Annotated in this window: 17 protein-coding genes; 4 read left to right on the top strand and 13 right to left on the bottom strand. The window is 42.5% G+C overall.

All coding sequences use genetic code 11. The annotated features are described in order from the left end of the window. Positions 1–13: 13 nt before the first annotated feature. The 10 genes from KKC46_10285 to KKC46_10240 form a co-directional block, all read right to left on the bottom strand. On the bottom strand, positions 14–2,146 hold the full coding sequence (locus KKC46_10285; GenBank protein ID MBU1054204.1) for a TonB-dependent receptor: 2,133 nt from the start codon (positions 2,144–2,146) through the stop codon (positions 14–16). 1 nt (position 2,147) lies between these two features. After that, positions 2,148–3,551, bottom strand: coding sequence for a tetratricopeptide repeat protein (locus tag KKC46_10280; GenBank protein ID MBU1054203.1), 1,404 nt, complete (start codon positions 3,549–3,551; stop codon positions 2,148–2,150). A 4-nt stretch (positions 3,552–3,555) separates the two neighbouring features. Continuing rightward, positions 3,556–4,248 carry an energy transducer TonB gene (locus KKC46_10275; protein MBU1054202.1) on the bottom strand — a complete coding sequence of 231 codons (693 nt, stop codon included), beginning with the start codon at positions 4,246–4,248 and terminating at the stop codon, positions 3,556–3,558. Positions 4,249–4,445: 197 nt separating this feature from the next. Continuing rightward, positions 4,446–4,865, bottom strand: coding sequence for a biopolymer transporter ExbD (locus KKC46_10270; GenBank protein ID MBU1054201.1), 420 nt, complete (start codon positions 4,863–4,865; stop codon positions 4,446–4,448). A 36-nt stretch (positions 4,866–4,901) separates the two neighbouring features. Continuing rightward, positions 4,902–5,480 (bottom strand): MotA/TolQ/ExbB proton channel family protein, encoded by a 579-nt coding sequence (locus KKC46_10265; GenBank protein ID MBU1054200.1) that lies wholly within the window; start codon positions 5,478–5,480, stop codon positions 4,902–4,904. Between the two features lie 32 nt (positions 5,481–5,512). Then, a complete protein-coding gene (locus KKC46_10260) occupies positions 5,513–6,946 on the bottom strand; it encodes a MotA/TolQ/ExbB proton channel family protein (protein ID MBU1054199.1) in 1,434 nt (477 codons plus the stop codon). Next, positions 6,943–7,719: a DUF3450 domain-containing protein gene (locus KKC46_10255; protein MBU1054198.1), complete on the bottom strand. Its 777-nt coding sequence runs from the start codon at positions 7,717–7,719 to the stop codon at positions 6,943–6,945. The genes KKC46_10260 and KKC46_10255 overlap by 4 nt, the downstream gene beginning before the upstream one ends. Positions 7,720–7,838: 119 nt before the next feature. Next, on the bottom strand, positions 7,839–8,036 hold the full coding sequence (locus tag KKC46_10250; protein MBU1054197.1) for a CooT family nickel-binding protein: 198 nt from the start codon (positions 8,034–8,036) through the stop codon (positions 7,839–7,841). Then, a complete protein-coding gene (locus KKC46_10245; GenBank protein MBU1054196.1) occupies positions 8,029–8,451 on the bottom strand; it encodes a DUF3842 family protein in 423 nt (140 codons plus the stop codon). The genes KKC46_10250 and KKC46_10245 overlap by 8 nt, the downstream gene beginning before the upstream one ends. A 465-nt stretch (positions 8,452–8,916) precedes the next feature. Next, positions 8,917–9,114 carry a GxxExxY protein gene (locus tag KKC46_10240; GenBank protein ID MBU1054195.1) on the bottom strand — a complete coding sequence of 66 codons (198 nt, stop codon included), beginning with the start codon at positions 9,112–9,114 and terminating at the stop codon, positions 8,917–8,919. 470 nt (positions 9,115–9,584) lie between these two features. Here KKC46_10240 and KKC46_10235 point away from each other — a divergent pair, with 470 nt between their 5' ends. Genes KKC46_10235 through KKC46_10220 form a run of 4 tightly spaced genes read left to right on the top strand, consistent with a single transcriptional unit; the run spans position 9,585 to position 10,675 of the window. Further along, positions 9,585–9,839 carry a type II toxin-antitoxin system HicA family toxin gene (locus KKC46_10235; protein MBU1054194.1) on the top strand — a complete coding sequence of 85 codons (255 nt, stop codon included), beginning with the start codon at positions 9,585–9,587 and terminating at the stop codon, positions 9,837–9,839. After that, positions 9,836–10,174 (top strand): type II toxin-antitoxin system HicB family antitoxin, encoded by a 339-nt coding sequence (locus tag KKC46_10230; protein MBU1054193.1) that lies wholly within the window; start codon positions 9,836–9,838, stop codon positions 10,172–10,174. The genes KKC46_10235 and KKC46_10230 overlap by 4 nt, the downstream gene beginning before the upstream one ends. A gap of 55 nt (positions 10,175–10,229) precedes the next feature. Continuing rightward, positions 10,230–10,427 (top strand): type II toxin-antitoxin system RelE/ParE family toxin, encoded by a 198-nt coding sequence (locus tag KKC46_10225; GenBank protein ID MBU1054192.1) that lies wholly within the window; start codon positions 10,230–10,232, stop codon positions 10,425–10,427. Positions 10,428–10,429: 2 nt separating this feature from the next. Next, positions 10,430–10,675, top strand: coding sequence for a helix-turn-helix domain-containing protein (locus KKC46_10220; protein ID MBU1054191.1), 246 nt, complete (start codon positions 10,430–10,432; stop codon positions 10,673–10,675). On the opposite strand, the gene KKC46_10215 is transcribed toward KKC46_10220, so the two are convergent. The 3 genes from KKC46_10215 to KKC46_10205 all read right to left on the bottom strand — a co-directional run bounded on the left by KKC46_10215 (position 10,657) and on the right by KKC46_10205 (position 14,348). Further along, positions 10,657–11,493, bottom strand: coding sequence for a TonB-dependent receptor (locus KKC46_10215; protein MBU1054190.1), 837 nt, complete (start codon positions 11,491–11,493; stop codon positions 10,657–10,659). The two genes, KKC46_10220 and KKC46_10215, sit on opposite strands and share 19 nt — an antisense overlap. A gap of 30 nt (positions 11,494–11,523) precedes the next feature. Beyond that, a complete protein-coding gene (locus tag KKC46_10210; protein MBU1054189.1) occupies positions 11,524–12,279 on the bottom strand; it encodes a TonB-dependent receptor plug domain-containing protein in 756 nt (251 codons plus the stop codon). Positions 12,280–12,344: 65 nt separating this feature from the next. Beyond that, positions 12,345–14,348: a TonB-dependent receptor gene (locus KKC46_10205; protein MBU1054188.1), complete on the bottom strand. Its 2,004-nt coding sequence runs from the start codon at positions 14,346–14,348 to the stop codon at positions 12,345–12,347. Positions 14,349–14,943 lie beyond the last annotated feature (595 nt).

The raw sequence follows: 14,943 nt of genomic DNA, 5'->3' as shown, positions 1-14,943 counted from the left end.
AATTCCTCTTTAATTACATCTTCGCACTGAACGACACGCCAAAGAACATGTCTGTAGCCCTGTATCCGGATGTATCGTAGTATTCTTTATCAAACAGATTTTTAACATAAACGTTTAGTGTAACATTTTTAAATGCCCAGGCATCATCTACCAAAGTTTGCTGAACGCCTATATCCACAATATGATATTCATCTATATCCACATTGCGAAAATCCCAGACATCTTCCGCAATTTCTTCGGAAATCTCAGTGGTCTCTTCACTCTGGTAATAGTAATCCATCATCAGTGTCGTTTTTTCATAAAGCGCATATCTCAAACCTGCTCCCACCCGGTTTCTGGCTCGCTGATCCAGTTCGGTTTCCGCTGCCGGTTCATTACCTTCGTTTTCAAAAATCTGCCATGCATATGTCAGGTAAAATGAGAGTGCATCCGTCAAATGGCCACCCATTTCCACATCCACTCCATGCCGGTAAACCTTTTCCAGATTTACCTTATAATCACTATAACGCAGGCTGCCGGCAGATGCCCCGGTATAATTGGCATAAGTACTGTTAGTTGCGATAAAATCTTTGATCTCGTAAAAAGCATAGTTTAGTTTGAAATTTATGTCCCGAAATAATCTTCGGTTAAATACCAGATCATAACCTATGCCGTGCTCCGGCTCAAGCCAGGCACCTGCCGGCCTGCCTTGGGGATTATAATCACCGTGGTAGTCAGGAGCACGCCATATTTTGCTTATGCCTGCAGATAACGATGTATCACGCAGCCAGGGAGCCACTTGGTCCATTTTCCAGGTGGCAAATGATTTGGGCATAAGTTCGTCCCAGTTGCGTTTAATTTTTTCATCTCTTCCCGGTATGGAATTTGTTCCGGTATTTGTAACCCATACCCCGACATCTTCATAGCGCATCCCCAGTCTCAGATCTACCGAAGGAGTTATAGCCCACTGGTGTTGTACATAACCGCCATTTTTATGTATACGCTTGGTCTTGCGGTCATCGAGACCGTCGTCATAAAGCTTTACCATATCATACCCGACAGTAGTAATATGGTTATCCGTCCATTTTATTTCATCCTGGATCTTGCCTCCCTGCTGCCACCAATCCGTATCCATTATGGTGTGATAGGTTCCCAGCGCATGATTATTGCTGTTGTTCCACTCTTCATAGGCCCGTTCACGATTGTCTTCACCGTAATAGCCGCCGAATGTCAGATTACCTATAGGACTAGGCTGTTCTATATTCAGGCGATAAGAATATGATCTGCCGTCCCAGGTGGGTTTTTGCACGGGATCCCATGGGCTGTCCGATACTTTCGGATAATTTGAATTATAATCAGTCTCGTAAGGAGGAGCAGATCCTGGATTATTAACCGGAGCCTCACGTCCTACCTCGGAATAGGATACACTGAAAGCAGCAAAGCCGTCAGCCGGCAACAATAAACCAAAACGGCTGAAAACAGTATCGATATCCGTCTCGTTATTGCGCAGATAACCGTTTGTGCTGTATTTCTTATAGGCCATGTCATATGTGAACACATTTACAGCCCCCTGAACCACTACTTCACTATTTACGGTATCGTAAGAGCCATAGCTGGTCTTAAATGTAAGATCCGGCTTTAACGTGTCATAGCGCCTGGGTTTTTTGGAAATCATATTCACAACACCGCCTATGCTTTTGCTATCATAAAGGGCCGAATGAGGTCCTGGCAGAATTTCCACTTTTTCAATTAAAAAAGTGGGCATTAGAGCATAGTCCACAATGTTGCTTGATTTCCGGCCACCGGTTTTCTGTACGGTCAGTGAATCAATGGCCGTAACAAATCGCTTGCTGTCAAAACCCCGCAGATAAATGCTGTCAACACCGGGATCAAGGCCGCTCTCCCCGCGAAAGTCAACGATAGCTTGTGTTTTAAGCACATCCATCACACTGGTCTGAGGACCTATTGTAGTAAACTTGTCAATCTCAATAATCGTTTCCGAAGGGCTTTGTTCAAGACCCGGCGCCCCTGCCTTTTCCTTGACCACCATATCATCAAGGTGTTTAACTTCATCTGTAACTTCTTCCCCGCCATAAGCGAGCGGAGATATGGTTATTACTAATATCCCTGTTAAAAGGATAAAGCATTTTGTCAATAATTTTATCATCTTACATCTTCCTTTCCTCTGAATTCTTTGACTTTAAAGCACTACCATTCTTTTTTATTTCGGCCATTGCCAGGAGAGCTGCTTTACGTTGCTCGTTGTATTTTGCAGCCATTTGAAAAGCTTTGCATCCTGCATCAAACTCTTTAGTTTTCCATGCTGAATAACCGGCCATTAACCAGGCCCGACCTACTTCCTGTGAACCGGTTTTTGCAGCACGACAATAGGTATTATTTGCTTCATTGAAACGTTTTAGCGTATAAAGCAAATCTCCTCTTAGCATTAACAGCTCAGGATCATTGGTTTTAGCAAAAAAATTTTCCAAAAGTTCCAGTGCTTTTTCATTGTTGTTTAGCTTGCGATAAGCCGCCACAAGATTTTGCAGCAGCCGTTTATCAGGATTGTCTTTTAATATATTTTCATAAATCCCGGCAGCCCTGACAGGAATTTCAAGTTGAAGATTTAAATCGGCCCACAGTTTTTTCTCTTCGTCTGTGAGCGGCGTCAGGTATCCGTAGATAGTAAGAGCTGCCAAAGCATCTTCGTAACGTCCACACGGTAAATATATGTGCACAAGGGCCTTCCACCATCCGGCCACAGAAGGATTATCGCGTGCCAGCCTTGCAGCAAAAGAAAGTGCCTGCGTGCGCATATCCAGTTGCAGATAAAGATGAAGCAGTATTTCCTGCCATCTGGTTTTATCCTTTCCTTTTGAGTCATTTATAACCGCTTCAATTACAGGCAGTGCACGACGTTGTTGATCGGCGGAAAGCAGCGCATGGATATAATTTTCCCGCCACTGCTGTTGGATATTTCCTGAGTAGTCTTGAAACAGTCTTTCAAATACATCAATTGAGAGACTGTATTCTTTGGCCATGAGATAACCTGCCGCACAATAGTAAAGGTAATCAGGATTTTTCCGGCCTGATTGGCCTGATTGATTCGATTGACCCGATTGTTCATAGGCACGGGCATAACATTTTGCGGCTTCATTATATTCTTTGAGTTCATAACAGGTTTTAGCCAGATTCAACCAGCCTTCTAAAAACTCCGGAGTTTGCTTTACCGATGCTGTATACTCTTTTTTTGCATTTAAATAATTTCCCTGCAAAAGATAACAGTTGCCAAGAGTAAAGCAAATAAGGGGATGCCCATATTCCCCGGTTTCGGTTTTTTTTGATGAGGTTTTGCATTCACCTGTCCGGAATGCAAGGATTCTTTCTACAACCCGATCGTACTCTTTTTTGTTCATTAAATCCCTTACATCAGATAGTACTAATCTCACTGAAACGGGTAATTTCCCAAAGTCATACCCGGCCTTGCAGACTGATGGGCAAGTAAAGGTTATAGCTGCCGACACCAATATTACCAGTAATACACTTTGCATTATCTTTTTTAAGGTTTCCATATTTTTATTCCAATTCAAAACGGATTGTTGTTTCTGCCCATACCTTTACGGGCAAGCCTTGTATGGTTCCAGGCTTAAAACGCCAGCCTGATATACAGCGCAAAACACTTGCATCAAAAATACGGGGAGGTTTTGCTTCAACAACTGATATATTTTCCGGTTGACCCTGTTTGTTGACAACAAACTTTACATTAACCCATCCTTCAATCCCTCTGCGTTTGGCTTCAAGAGGATAAAACGGCGGCATGCGTGTTAACGTCACCAGCGGTTGATCAAGGTCACCCAACATGGCAATGCCGGAAGTATCAGGTATATTTACTGCCATCTGAGCCATGGGTGGAACCTGAACGCTATCTGACCCGGCCGGCAGTCTGGTATTGACTTCAAACGGAATATTATAATTCCGTGGCGTAGACAGACGGTAGGCAGGAACAGAAACTTCGATTTTTTTGGCCACAGGCTCAGGGAGTTTTGGCTGTTTTCGTTCCACCGGTGTATCAGGCCGCCTGATACGAATCACATTAATCTGGGGAACCAGAGTATCCAGTAACGGCGGAGCGGATGAACGATGCAACAGATTGGGCATCATGGCGAACAACATCAAATTCATACCAAATGCCCCTACCCCGGCCCACATCCAGGTAGCCCAGTTTTTACGGTGAATTACTTTATAATAGTACTGTCGAAAGTCATCCATGCTATCAAATCTCCGATACCCCATATTTCGTAAAATAAATACTTTTGAGCTACTTTCAAAACGTTTCAGTTTGGTCAAGGTCAAGGCGGGTAAAAATTTTAACCGCAGGAATACATGTAGTATTTCGAGGATTAAAATTTTTACCCAACGCAGAGATCGGCCAAAATGGGACGTTTTGAAACTAGCTCTATTCTTTCTTATTGACTCTCCGGCAGACCGGCAGCCAAAGAAACATTTTTTGCACCTGCCATACGGCATCCGTCCATAACCGTAATAGCTGTTCCTGTAGTACTGGCTTTGTCCGCAACAACAATAATAGCACCATCAGGATTCTCGGCAAGATTGCGTTCAACATTAGCACGCACTGCGCGGATATCAATTTCACGATGATCTATAAAAATACGGTTTTGCTGATCCACTGCAATAAGAATGGTTGCTTTGGATTGGCTGACTGCTGTAGAGGCAGTGGGCCGGTTCACATCGATTCCCGTCTCTTTTACAAAAGAAGTTGTCACCAGAAAAAAGATCAACAGGATAAAAACCATGTCTATAAGCGGCGCCATGTTCAATTCCGTTACACCGCGCTTACTTCGTCTTGCTGCTGTGATATTTAGCATAATATTTTTCCCTTAAACAAAATCAACTATCAAATCTTATAAATGCCGTTTTAAATAAAACCCTACTGCTTCAATTCGTTGTTTTAATATCTGCGCTCGTCGGTCCAGAAAACCTTTCATATACAAACCTGGTATCGCCACCAAAAGACCGGTTTGAGTAGTAATCAAAGCTTCTGAAATACCTCCTGCCATAGCTTTTGCATTACCTGTTCCAAATACTGCCAGCACATCAAATGTTGCAATCATGCCGGTTACAGTACCCAGCAAACCCAAAAGTGGCGCTATAGCTGCAAGTACGCCGATTAACGCCAAATAACCAGTAAGGCGGCGGCTGAGCTTCTGTATAATTTCATCAAGAATATGAAGATCCAACTCCTTGTTCCCGTGACGCCTGCTCACAAATTCCGCCACAAGCAGTGAAACCACCCCACGATATTGTGCAGGGTCCGGCATACGACCTTCGTTAGTATGACTCCATGCAGTTTTTGAATCCATATTCTTGTGATACAGGCGTCTGAAAAACATGGCACGGTCGATAATAAGCAACCACATAACGATACTGACCGCAAAAAGCGGTACCATAACAACTCCCCCTGCTTTGATATAATCATCCATGCCGTAATAAATATACCGGATCGCATTAACCATCAGTTCCCCCGGTTTTTATGAATAATATTTATCAGCGCCACAGCTTTTTCTTCCATCTGACCGACCATGTTATCCACAGCACGGCTGAGTAATGTATGTGCAAACATAATAGGAATAGCCACAGATAAACCAAGCATTGTGGTTACCAAAGCCACCGAAATGCCGCCGGACATCATACGTGGATCACCTGTGCCGTACTGAGTAATTATATGGAAGGTATCGATCATACCGGTTACCGTACCCAATAAACCCAAAAGTGGAGCAATCGCAGCCAGCATACCAAGGGTGGATAAAAAGCGCTCCAAAGGAGGAATCTCCGTCAGGATGGACTCATGCACTGCATTTTCCATATCTTCGCGAGGCATGTTGCGACAGTTCAAAGCGGCTTTCAATACCCTGATAACAGATTTTCCAGGATAAGATGCACAGATTTCTTGACTCCCTTCCCAATTCTGCTCATTGACCATGGTTTCAATCTTTCCGATAACGCTGCTGTCATTAATGCGTTTTCGGTTCAAAAATACGATACGTTCAACTACAATTATAACACCTATAAACAGGATCGTGAGAATCGGCCAAACCAGGGCCCCCCCCTTGGGAATCTGTTGCCACAGACTTAACTCATGGGTTAACTGCCGAAGGGCGGCACCCCTTGAAACATCTATGGGTACTGCTTCAGACCTGCCTTCCATGTAACGGACTAACTGTTTTTGAAGGCGTCCTGAAGGCAGCTTTGAAAGAGCATAGAGTTTTTTCCCTGCTTCGGAATAATTCAAAAAGCCTGTTTCACCGCCGGATCTATATGCTGCGGTGAAACATCCCAAACTAAGAATATCTGCATGAGTTTCTTTACCTGCACGGTCAACGATAATACCTTTTTTAATACTTACTTCTCCTGATGTTTTTACTTGCCCGAAAAGCATTTCGGCCATACTGCGAATCTCTTCCATCCCCGGAAATTTTGACTGAGCTGTTACAGCCTGCAGAAAATCAGAATTATTTTTACTTATTGCGCTCTGAAGGTTTTCATTCACCAGTGCAGATATGTCTTTTGCGTTAATCCGGATTACCCCCACAAGCTCACGAACCATACTGTCAGAGTCGGCCAGTTCCAGGATTAATATTTTCTCTTTTTCCAAAAGGTTACGCTCCTGAGTATTAAGCACTTCATTTTCTTTTTCTATTTGACGGTTTTTCGCTCTTAATTCTGCAACGGCTTTTTCCATGGCAGACCTGTCGCTGGCAATATGCTCCAGATTTTTTGTCGCTTCCTGCCTGGCAGACTCAAGCTCGGTAGCCGCTTTTTGAATCAGCACCTCTTTTGTTTTTTGTGCCTGTACCTGAATTGCACGCATATCCTGAGCATAAACCGAAAAAACCAATATCGCAGATATAATGAATCCGGTTAATACCGGGTAAAGCAGATATTTCATTTTACAGTTATCCTTCCTATAGGCAGATTCAACATTTCAACCGGCCGTCTTTTAGCTCCGATATCAATGGCGTTTTGAATTGTGTAGTTATAAGATTCCGGCAGGGGTTCCCATGCAGATAAAGCAACATTGTAAAACCCGGATTCCTTTCCATCAAGACTCTGGTAAAACAGAGCAATCCGGCCAAGCCTGAAGATATTGACTAGTATTTTGCTGCCGTCCGTTTCTATTGTTTCCTGATAAACTTCGATAGTCCGCCCATATTCAGCCTCCACCATCAGAGCTTCCATAATTTTACGGAATTTTTCGCTTACCGCCACATCAGGTTCCAATAGCATTTGGTCTAATCTGTTGAGACGTTTACAACGCTCATCACTTAAAAACGGCATGTCATCTTCAATCATTTGATGCATGCTGATAACCAATTCATTTAGAAATGGCTTGATCTGAACGGATATTTTTTTAATATCTTTTAGCTGCGTTTCTTTTTCTGCAACACGGAGTTTTGCGGCGGAAACGCTTTTCTTAAGATTTTCTCTTTGCATCTTCAATTGCTCATTGGCCAGTTGCAGTTGCTCATAATCATCTAAGAGTCTTTGACTTTGTTCCTGCCAGCTTGTTTGGGCCTTTTGTGTTTCACGGCGTATGTCAATTGCCTTCCGAACAGGCTTTTCAATCTGATCATAAACATCATTGCCGGCATATACTATTTGAAGCGGTATAATTACGGCAATGGCAATTAACATTCTTATAACATTAACAATTTTTATCAATCTGCCTCCTTATTAAAACAACAAAAAAAGCCACGAAGGCTTAAGGGCGATATTCGCCCTTAAGCCTTCGTGGCTTTTTTATTACTACAAGTCTTTTATGTTAAATTCTACCGGTATTTTCAGTCAACTAGTTCTTCAAACAAAATCTTGTGTTCCACAAGCTTCATTCCTTTAATCTTGCCCCTCACCATTGTTTGATCGCCAAAAATACCTACCAACCGCCATGTCTCATCGTCTTCCGGTTCAATAATATCTACTGATTCCATTAGAAGTTGCTCTTGACCATCTTTAACCAGATATGCATTAGCCTCACACATCTTTTATCACCTCCTTGATTTTCTCCACCGCCACCTGCACAAGATGCGGCAATGGTTCCATAGATATTCCGATAATATTTGTGTTTTCCTGTGAAATAGGCAGTAATATTTTTACAGCCTTGCTTGATGTAACTGCCTCTGCAATTTTAGGCGTTACTTCGCCAAGCATGGCATTTGCCCATGTGATACCAACAGATCCTACTATACAATCGGCATCAATTAACATCCGGCAAATAGCATTTTCTCCGCTTGCCCCCTTATTTGCACCAGCTTTAAGCATTTGTGCCGTTGCAATTGCGTTTGTTCCCAAAGCTATTAACTCTACATTTTCAGCAAATGCATGCTTAAGGTATTTTATCAAAGTAGCGCCGATACCGCCGCCCTGACCGTCAACAATGCAAACCCGTTCAGGCATATATACTCACTTTTTATTTATAACTTTATTTAAATAACAATGTTTGTATGTTCCAAAAAAAAAAGCCAAGAATGCTCAACCTGTTTTTTCTATGGTTAAAACCTTCTTGGCTTTATATTTCTATATTGAAGTACTAAATTTTTAACTACTATTTTAATAACATCGCAATTTCGTATTGCGTATTCGATGCTTCTTATTAAAATACTATCATATGTCTGTCAACATTTATTTGCCGTAAGATTTTTGCTTTCACGTTGTAGCTGTTTGTAAAGGGGATCGTTAAAAACAACAGCTTCCGGATCTATTAACCACCGGAATTCACACCCCATGCGGCCACCTGGTCCAATTCTTTTTGATTCCTCGCTATTTCGTGTGGGTGACTCTCACCCTTGGATGCAATTCAATAAACATAGGGTCACAACAAAACCTTATCTGACAGGATTTACATGATTAACAGTAGATTTGTCAGACCGCTCTGGAAGAGCGGCCTAAAACACGCAGCCGCTTCGCGGAAAGACTTTCCTGCTGTACTCGCAGTCCGGAGGCTTCAATTTCGATGACTATCGCTTTTCGATAGACGCTTTCCAAAAATCCAAATCCCAAGTAGTTATAGACTTGGTAAGCGCAGCCGATTACTTTGTGGGTTACGTCTTCTTTCTCCACCGGGTTACCCTCCTCGCCACAGGCGATGGTTTATTGCCTGACCGGCTTACGGCCGGTCGGCAACATCCTGACCATCCTGTTAATCCTGTCTAAAAACCTTGGTTAATATATGCGTTGCGTCAATAATACTTGCGGCAACTGTTTACCCACACAAAACAGCGAAGAGCCATTTTTTTCAAAAGCATCAGATTGCTGCATGAAAAGGCCCCTTTTATTACAACGTCTATGTACTATAGAAATATTTATCTAAAATACTACCTGTCTCCTCTTTTGTCCATTTTTCAATTTGGTTTTAGAATAATTTATTTTTAATCTTTCCAGAGTTTCTTACAATGGTAAAGCTATCCAAAACTTTACAATAACTTGTTATGTGCATGAAAACCTTTGAATTATTGGAATTTTGAAAAAGCAACTATAATTAGTTGCAATATGACAATAAATCCCTTATCCTAAGATGAAAAAGGGAGAGAATGAGCAAAAAAGAAAAATTAATAGCTAAACTGCTGCAATGTCCAAATAATTTTACATGGAATGAGTTAACCAGTTTATTAAAATCATTTGATTACAAAGAGGCTAAAACAGGAAAGTCCGGAGGCTCAAGAAGAAGATTCATACATGATAACGCAGCAACAATAAGTTTGCATAAACCACATCCTCAAAACACTTTAAAACAGTATGCAATTGATCAAATCATTGAAGTATTGGAACAGGAGGATATGATATGAAAGATATGATGAGTTATAAAGGATACATTGGTTCAGTGCACTACAGCGATGAAGACCAATTATTTTTTGGAAAGCTCGAATACATTAAAAGCTTAGTAAATTACGAAGGAACCGATGTAAAAAGCCTTAAACATTCCTTCGAGGAAGCGGTTGAAGACTATCTGGAACTTTGCACGCAAGAAGAGCTTGAGCCTGAACAACCTTTCAAAGGTAGTTTTAATGTTCGTGCGGGAAGTGAGCTGCATCGGAGAGCTGCTTTATATGCAAAAGAAAAAGGGTTAAATTTAAATAAAGTGGTTACAGAAGCTCTGGAACAGTATCTATCTACCATGTAATGACTTCAATCGGGTAGCCGGGGGTATTTAACCCCCAGCCCCCACACCACCTGGCATGCCTTTGGTTGAAAAATTAAAACCGTTCCTATGGGAAGTAAGGTCCAAGATTCCGGATGGAATCGCCAGAGTTTTATTCACTGTTGACGGGAATATGATGACCCTATTACACGGGTTTATTAAAGAATCGCAGAAAATTCCTAAGAATGAATTAGAAACAGCTCTTTCCCGGTTGAAAGAATATCAGGAGGATTAAGGATGAAAGACAAACATATTGGAAGTAGTTTTGATGATTCCCTTCAAGAGGAAGGCCTACTGGCAGAAGCCGAAGCAGCGGCTCTAAAACGCATACTTGCTTATCAGATTAAACAGGAAATGGAATTACGTAACATTTCAAAAACAGCTTTGGCTAAAATGATGAAAACAAGTCGATCTTCAGTTGATAGGCTGCTGGATCCTAAAAATTCTTCAATAACACTTCTAACTCAAGAAAACGTCCAATAAACAGAAGACCCATGAACTTTTCTTTTTCTGTTGTTTCCCGAATGTCTCAGACCGGTTTCATAGTCCCAGCCTTTGACGGGTTTAATTTGTCCGATGAGGTTTTGCCATGCCTGGATATATTGGGAAGGAATGATGCCGGCAGGCGCACCCGGTGGCTGATTGAGGCCGTAATAAGCCCGGAGTACGGCGCGCCCGGCAAACGATTTTAAACAATAACTGCCATCCCAGCGATACATGTCCGCCAGAGTAGGGGACTTAAACACCCGCCCTGCAAAGACAAACGTCTGCCAGTTATCAGGCAGGTCATAGGTCAGACTGGCCCGCGGGGAGTATTGGCTATCAGAAAGCTTTACAACGGTTTCGGGTTCTTCACCGTAACTTTTGGCATTGTTTTTAAAGTAGTCATAGCGCAGCCCGACAGTTATGTTGAGTCTTGGAAGCATCTGCCATGAATCCTCAAGGAAAGCGCCTGCCAAATCCTGCTCCCATTCCACTTTACTTGCGTTTTGCATATAATAATCCCAATGAGCGCAGGCATCTCCATAAGAGTATGTTGTACCCAATTTCAATTTATGGTTACCGAATTGGTGGTGTAGTTTAGCCTTTAAAGCCGGAATTTTAAAATCCAGACTGTAATCCTCATAATCACCCACTGACCGGTCGGCGTTTTTATAGTCTTCGTCACGTTTGTGTCGCAAATACGAAACGCCGATATCCAGCCAACCCGAAGTATAGGCGGCTATTACCGTGTCAGTATCCTGGTTGGTTTTACTGCCGTCATCAAATCCACGAGAATCGCTCCAGACATTCCAGGTCACCCGGTCATCCAATGTCAAGCCTTCTTCGCGTCATATAGTAAATGCGGTCAGTCTCAGTGCGCCCACCTGGCCAATATCCACGCCTACCGATCCGCTGGCATTCCTTTGTTCAATGTCGTTGTTATTGAGATATTCGTCTCTACTGCGATGAGCGCCGCCCAATGTCCAGTCTATTTTGCCCGCCGATCCGGCGGTGGTCGCATTGGCCTTAGAATCGTTGAACGTACCGTAATTCAACGTAACTTTGCTCTGTGATTTTTCTTTCCCGTTTTTAGTAATGATGTTGATAGTCCCGGCCAGAGTATTGCCGTATTCCGCCGAACCGACGCCACGAACGACCTCAATACGCTCAATATTTTCCAATGGTATAGCCTCCCAGGCCACCGAACGGGCGTAGTATTTTCCCAATTGCCCCAACGGCATACCATTTATCAAGATACACATATCCTGGTCGGACATGCCGCGCAGGTATAATTGCTTGCCATAGGAAGAGTCTTGAATGAAAATGGAATTGCTCAACTTCAGCAGATCGGTAAGACCGCTGATCTGGCCGGCGGAAATTTGGTTTTCCGGTATAATAATACCGGTCACGGGCGAACTGTAAACATCTGCATCGGGCGCAGTGGTTCGCACCACTATAGGCGGCAGTTTTTCATCAGCCCGGCAAACCGGATAAGCAAATAAACAACATATTAATAAAACAATAGAGAATAGTACTATCGTACTTTTTCGTATAATAATTCTATCAGTACTGGTTTGGATATATATTCTCAATAAGTTCTTCATACACTGGTAACCTCATTTTTCGATTTCATCAAGATGAAAACCGGTTTTCCAATAGCGCCTGTCATTTAATAGCTCATTGCGAAAGTAACAAAAAAGGCTCTTGGATTGGCAGTTCTGAGAGAACTTGCCGATTCAGTACTGGGATAACGTTTATCAAAGGCATTTTTGATATCCAGGGTAAGGGAATACTGGTTCCACTGGTAGCCAATCTGGGCATTCGCCACCCAGTAATCAATGGTTGTCTTTTGGTTGCCGGTATAATTGGAAGGGTAATCTTCCAGATCGGCTTCCCCTACATAGCGATAGTCAAATCCTGCAAAAAGGCCCTCGGGCGGTTTCCACCTGGCGCCGAAGCTAAACAACCAATCCGGCACCAGGGAAATATCCGTATCAGAGTAGTCGATCCCGTTATTAACATAATCCCTGTATTTCCCTTTTGTGTAAGAAGCATTGCCAAATATGGAAAGATGATCCACAGGAGCATAGTTTACTTCCAGCTCCACCCCTTTGCGTCGGGTTTCCCCCTGATTTTCCTTTGTGCCGGCAGCTGAGTCGGTAACGATTTCGTCTTGCACATCCAGAATAAAACCGGTTAATGTGCTTTCAAAATTTAAAAGCTTCATAAATTTTATTCCGAGTTCGTACTGCTTGTAGGTCTCCTCTGTAAGATCCGGATATGTAAACTTGTCAAAACCTCCCGGAAGTTTGAAGCCTTCCCCGTATGTAGCAAACAATGTGTATCCATCTATTGGTGTGAACTCCAGGCCGGCTTTGGGGCTGATAACTTCAAACGTTCCCATGCTAGTTTCTATGCCCGTCAGGTTGTCGTCCAGATCGCCGTTGATATGGTCATAACGCAGTCCCAGACTGATTCTCCATGCCTGGGAAGGCGAGAATTGATTTTGAAAATATCCGGAAAGCGTATTTATGGTCGAATCGCCGTCCACGGTTATGATCTCCCGTGCAGAAGGGATGCGGCTCGGGTTGGAAGCATTTAAGGTATGGGTAAGCTCCACCTGGCCGTCAACGCCCACAGTAAGATTATTCCCCATTCCGTTAAAATCGGTTGCCCAGACATAACTTGCGCTGCCACCATACATGTCCCTGTCATGATACTCTTCGCGAACATAGGTATCCATATCCCGGTATCGTGTCAGATTCATGGTATATCCATAAAGCAACAGATTGGCAAAGGCGTTATCGGCCACATCATAGGTCCAATTTGTGTTGACCCCGTAGCGATGTCTTTCTCCGCTACCCAATGATTTCGCACTCCAATAATCGTGGGCATCCCATTGTTCGCGGGTCAGGTATTCAGGATGATCCCATTCCGTACTGTGCAGGTTAACTGTCAACCCACCCTTTAATTTTTTATTAAAATCGTAAGTAAATTTGCCGGTGGCGTTGCCTAATTTCCAGTCGGAATGATCGGTTGCCCCCTCGCTGCGTGAAAGTTCCGCACCAATGACCGAGCTGATATTTCCGTCATCATGACCAACCGATGCTGCAAATCGTTGTTTATCAAAATCACCTGCGCCGAACTTGTATAGGGCAAAGTCCCCGCTCCTTTTGGTGATAATGTTCACAACACCGGCTCTGGCGAACTGACCGTAAAGTGCCGAGGCCGGCCCCTTAATAACTTCAATGTAATTGATGTCCTCCGGAATTATGGTATTGAAGTCACCATAGCCGTCGCCGTGTGAGGTCGACTCATTCAAGGGCACACCGTCGACAAAGATGGCAACACCGGTGTTGTGCCCCAAACGAAGACCTCGCATGGTGAATTGACTGGCCACTGCTCCCTGTCCATAATCCTGTATGACCACTCCGGGTACTTTTTGAAGTATATATAGTGTCTTGTCATAGTTTTCCTTTTCTATCTCATCGCTTCCGATAATAGTTGATGACGGAGGCGGCATAGAAACGCTTTCCGCTTTTTCGGATACAATAATATCATCAAGATGTAATACCTTACTGGGTTCACTCCCCCATACCGAAACGGAATAAAACAGAACACAAACAATAATGATTATATTAATTTTTCTGATCACATTCTTCTTACAAAACATATAATTCTCCCTTTATTTCTAGAATTTGCCAACATTTCGAAAGTAATACTTTTCTTTTTGGCAAAATTATTATTCTCAGAAAGGTAGCAAGTTCTTTTAATCGTATATGCTGCCTTCCTGTCACTGTGTTATTGTTTTCAATCAAACAAAATAAAAAAACCAGAAAAGTACTTACCGGATTTCTATCCGGTTTTGCCTTCCTGGCTTGTTTAACGGCTTAATTCTATTTAAAATTAAAGAAGTATTTATCGATTATTTTCTTTTAAGAATCGGAACTTCTGAAAAATCACATAAAAAAAGCCAAGAACATATGGCGGATTTCTATCCGGTCATGCCTTCTTGGCTGTTTCAACTAATGCTTATATTTTACAATTATATTAAGATTATAATTTCTTATTATAGATAATATATTTAATGCAAATACACGTTAACACCAATTTTTGTCAAGTATTTTATTACAACATCCAAATCCCTCCTGTTAAACCTTTTAATTACACAAATTGATGCAGACAAGCATTTGTTGTTGACAGATGATTTAAAACTTTATATCAATCACCCATACCTCTCAGCAAGATAGTAGAAGCTATCTACAATA

The sequence above is a fragment of the Pseudomonadota bacterium genome (genome assembly GCA_018817425.1).
Lineage (GTDB): Bacteria > Desulfobacterota > Desulfobacteria > Desulfobacterales > RPRI01 > RPRI01.
The sequence above is the reverse complement of the archived record's forward strand: the minus strand, read 5'-3'. Positions and strand labels throughout refer to the sequence as shown.

What these genes read in the sequence shown, in the direction of transcription:
- KKC46_10210 (MBU1054189.1), bottom strand. Translation starts at nt 12,279, where the DNA reads ATGAAGAACTTATTGAGAATATATATCCAAACCAGTACTGATAGAATT.
- KKC46_10270 (MBU1054201.1), bottom strand. Translation starts at nt 4,865, where the DNA reads ATGCTAAATATCACAGCAGCAAGACGAAGTAAGCGCGGTGTAACGGAA.
- KKC46_10250 (MBU1054197.1), bottom strand. Translation starts at nt 8,036, where the DNA reads ATGTGTGAGGCTAATGCATATCTGGTTAAAGATGGTCAAGAGCAACTT.
- KKC46_10205 (MBU1054188.1), bottom strand. Translation starts at nt 14,348, where the DNA reads ATGTTTTGTAAGAAGAATGTGATCAGAAAAATTAATATAATCATTATT.
- KKC46_10225 (MBU1054192.1), top strand. Translation starts at nt 10,230, where the DNA reads ATGCCTTTGGTTGAAAAATTAAAACCGTTCCTATGGGAAGTAAGGTCC.
- KKC46_10260 (MBU1054199.1), bottom strand. Translation starts at nt 6,946, where the DNA reads ATGAAATATCTGCTTTACCCGGTATTAACCGGATTCATTATATCTGCG.
- KKC46_10235 (MBU1054194.1), top strand. Translation starts at nt 9,585, where the DNA reads ATGAGCAAAAAAGAAAAATTAATAGCTAAACTGCTGCAATGTCCAAAT.
- KKC46_10230 (MBU1054193.1), top strand. Translation starts at nt 9,836, where the DNA reads ATGAAAGATATGATGAGTTATAAAGGATACATTGGTTCAGTGCACTAC.
- KKC46_10285 (MBU1054204.1), bottom strand. Translation starts at nt 2,146, where the DNA reads ATGATAAAATTATTGACAAAATGCTTTATCCTTTTAACAGGGATATTA.
- KKC46_10265 (MBU1054200.1), bottom strand. Translation starts at nt 5,480, where the DNA reads ATGGATGATTATATCAAAGCAGGGGGAGTTGTTATGGTACCGCTTTTT.
- KKC46_10280 (MBU1054203.1), bottom strand. Translation starts at nt 3,551, where the DNA reads ATGGAAACCTTAAAAAAGATAATGCAAAGTGTATTACTGGTAATATTG.
- KKC46_10275 (MBU1054202.1), bottom strand. Translation starts at nt 4,248, where the DNA reads ATGGATGACTTTCGACAGTACTATTATAAAGTAATTCACCGTAAAAAC.
- KKC46_10245 (MBU1054196.1), bottom strand. Translation starts at nt 8,451, where the DNA reads ATGCCTGAACGGGTTTGCATTGTTGACGGTCAGGGCGGCGGTATCGGC.
- KKC46_10220 (MBU1054191.1), top strand. Translation starts at nt 10,430, where the DNA reads ATGAAAGACAAACATATTGGAAGTAGTTTTGATGATTCCCTTCAAGAG.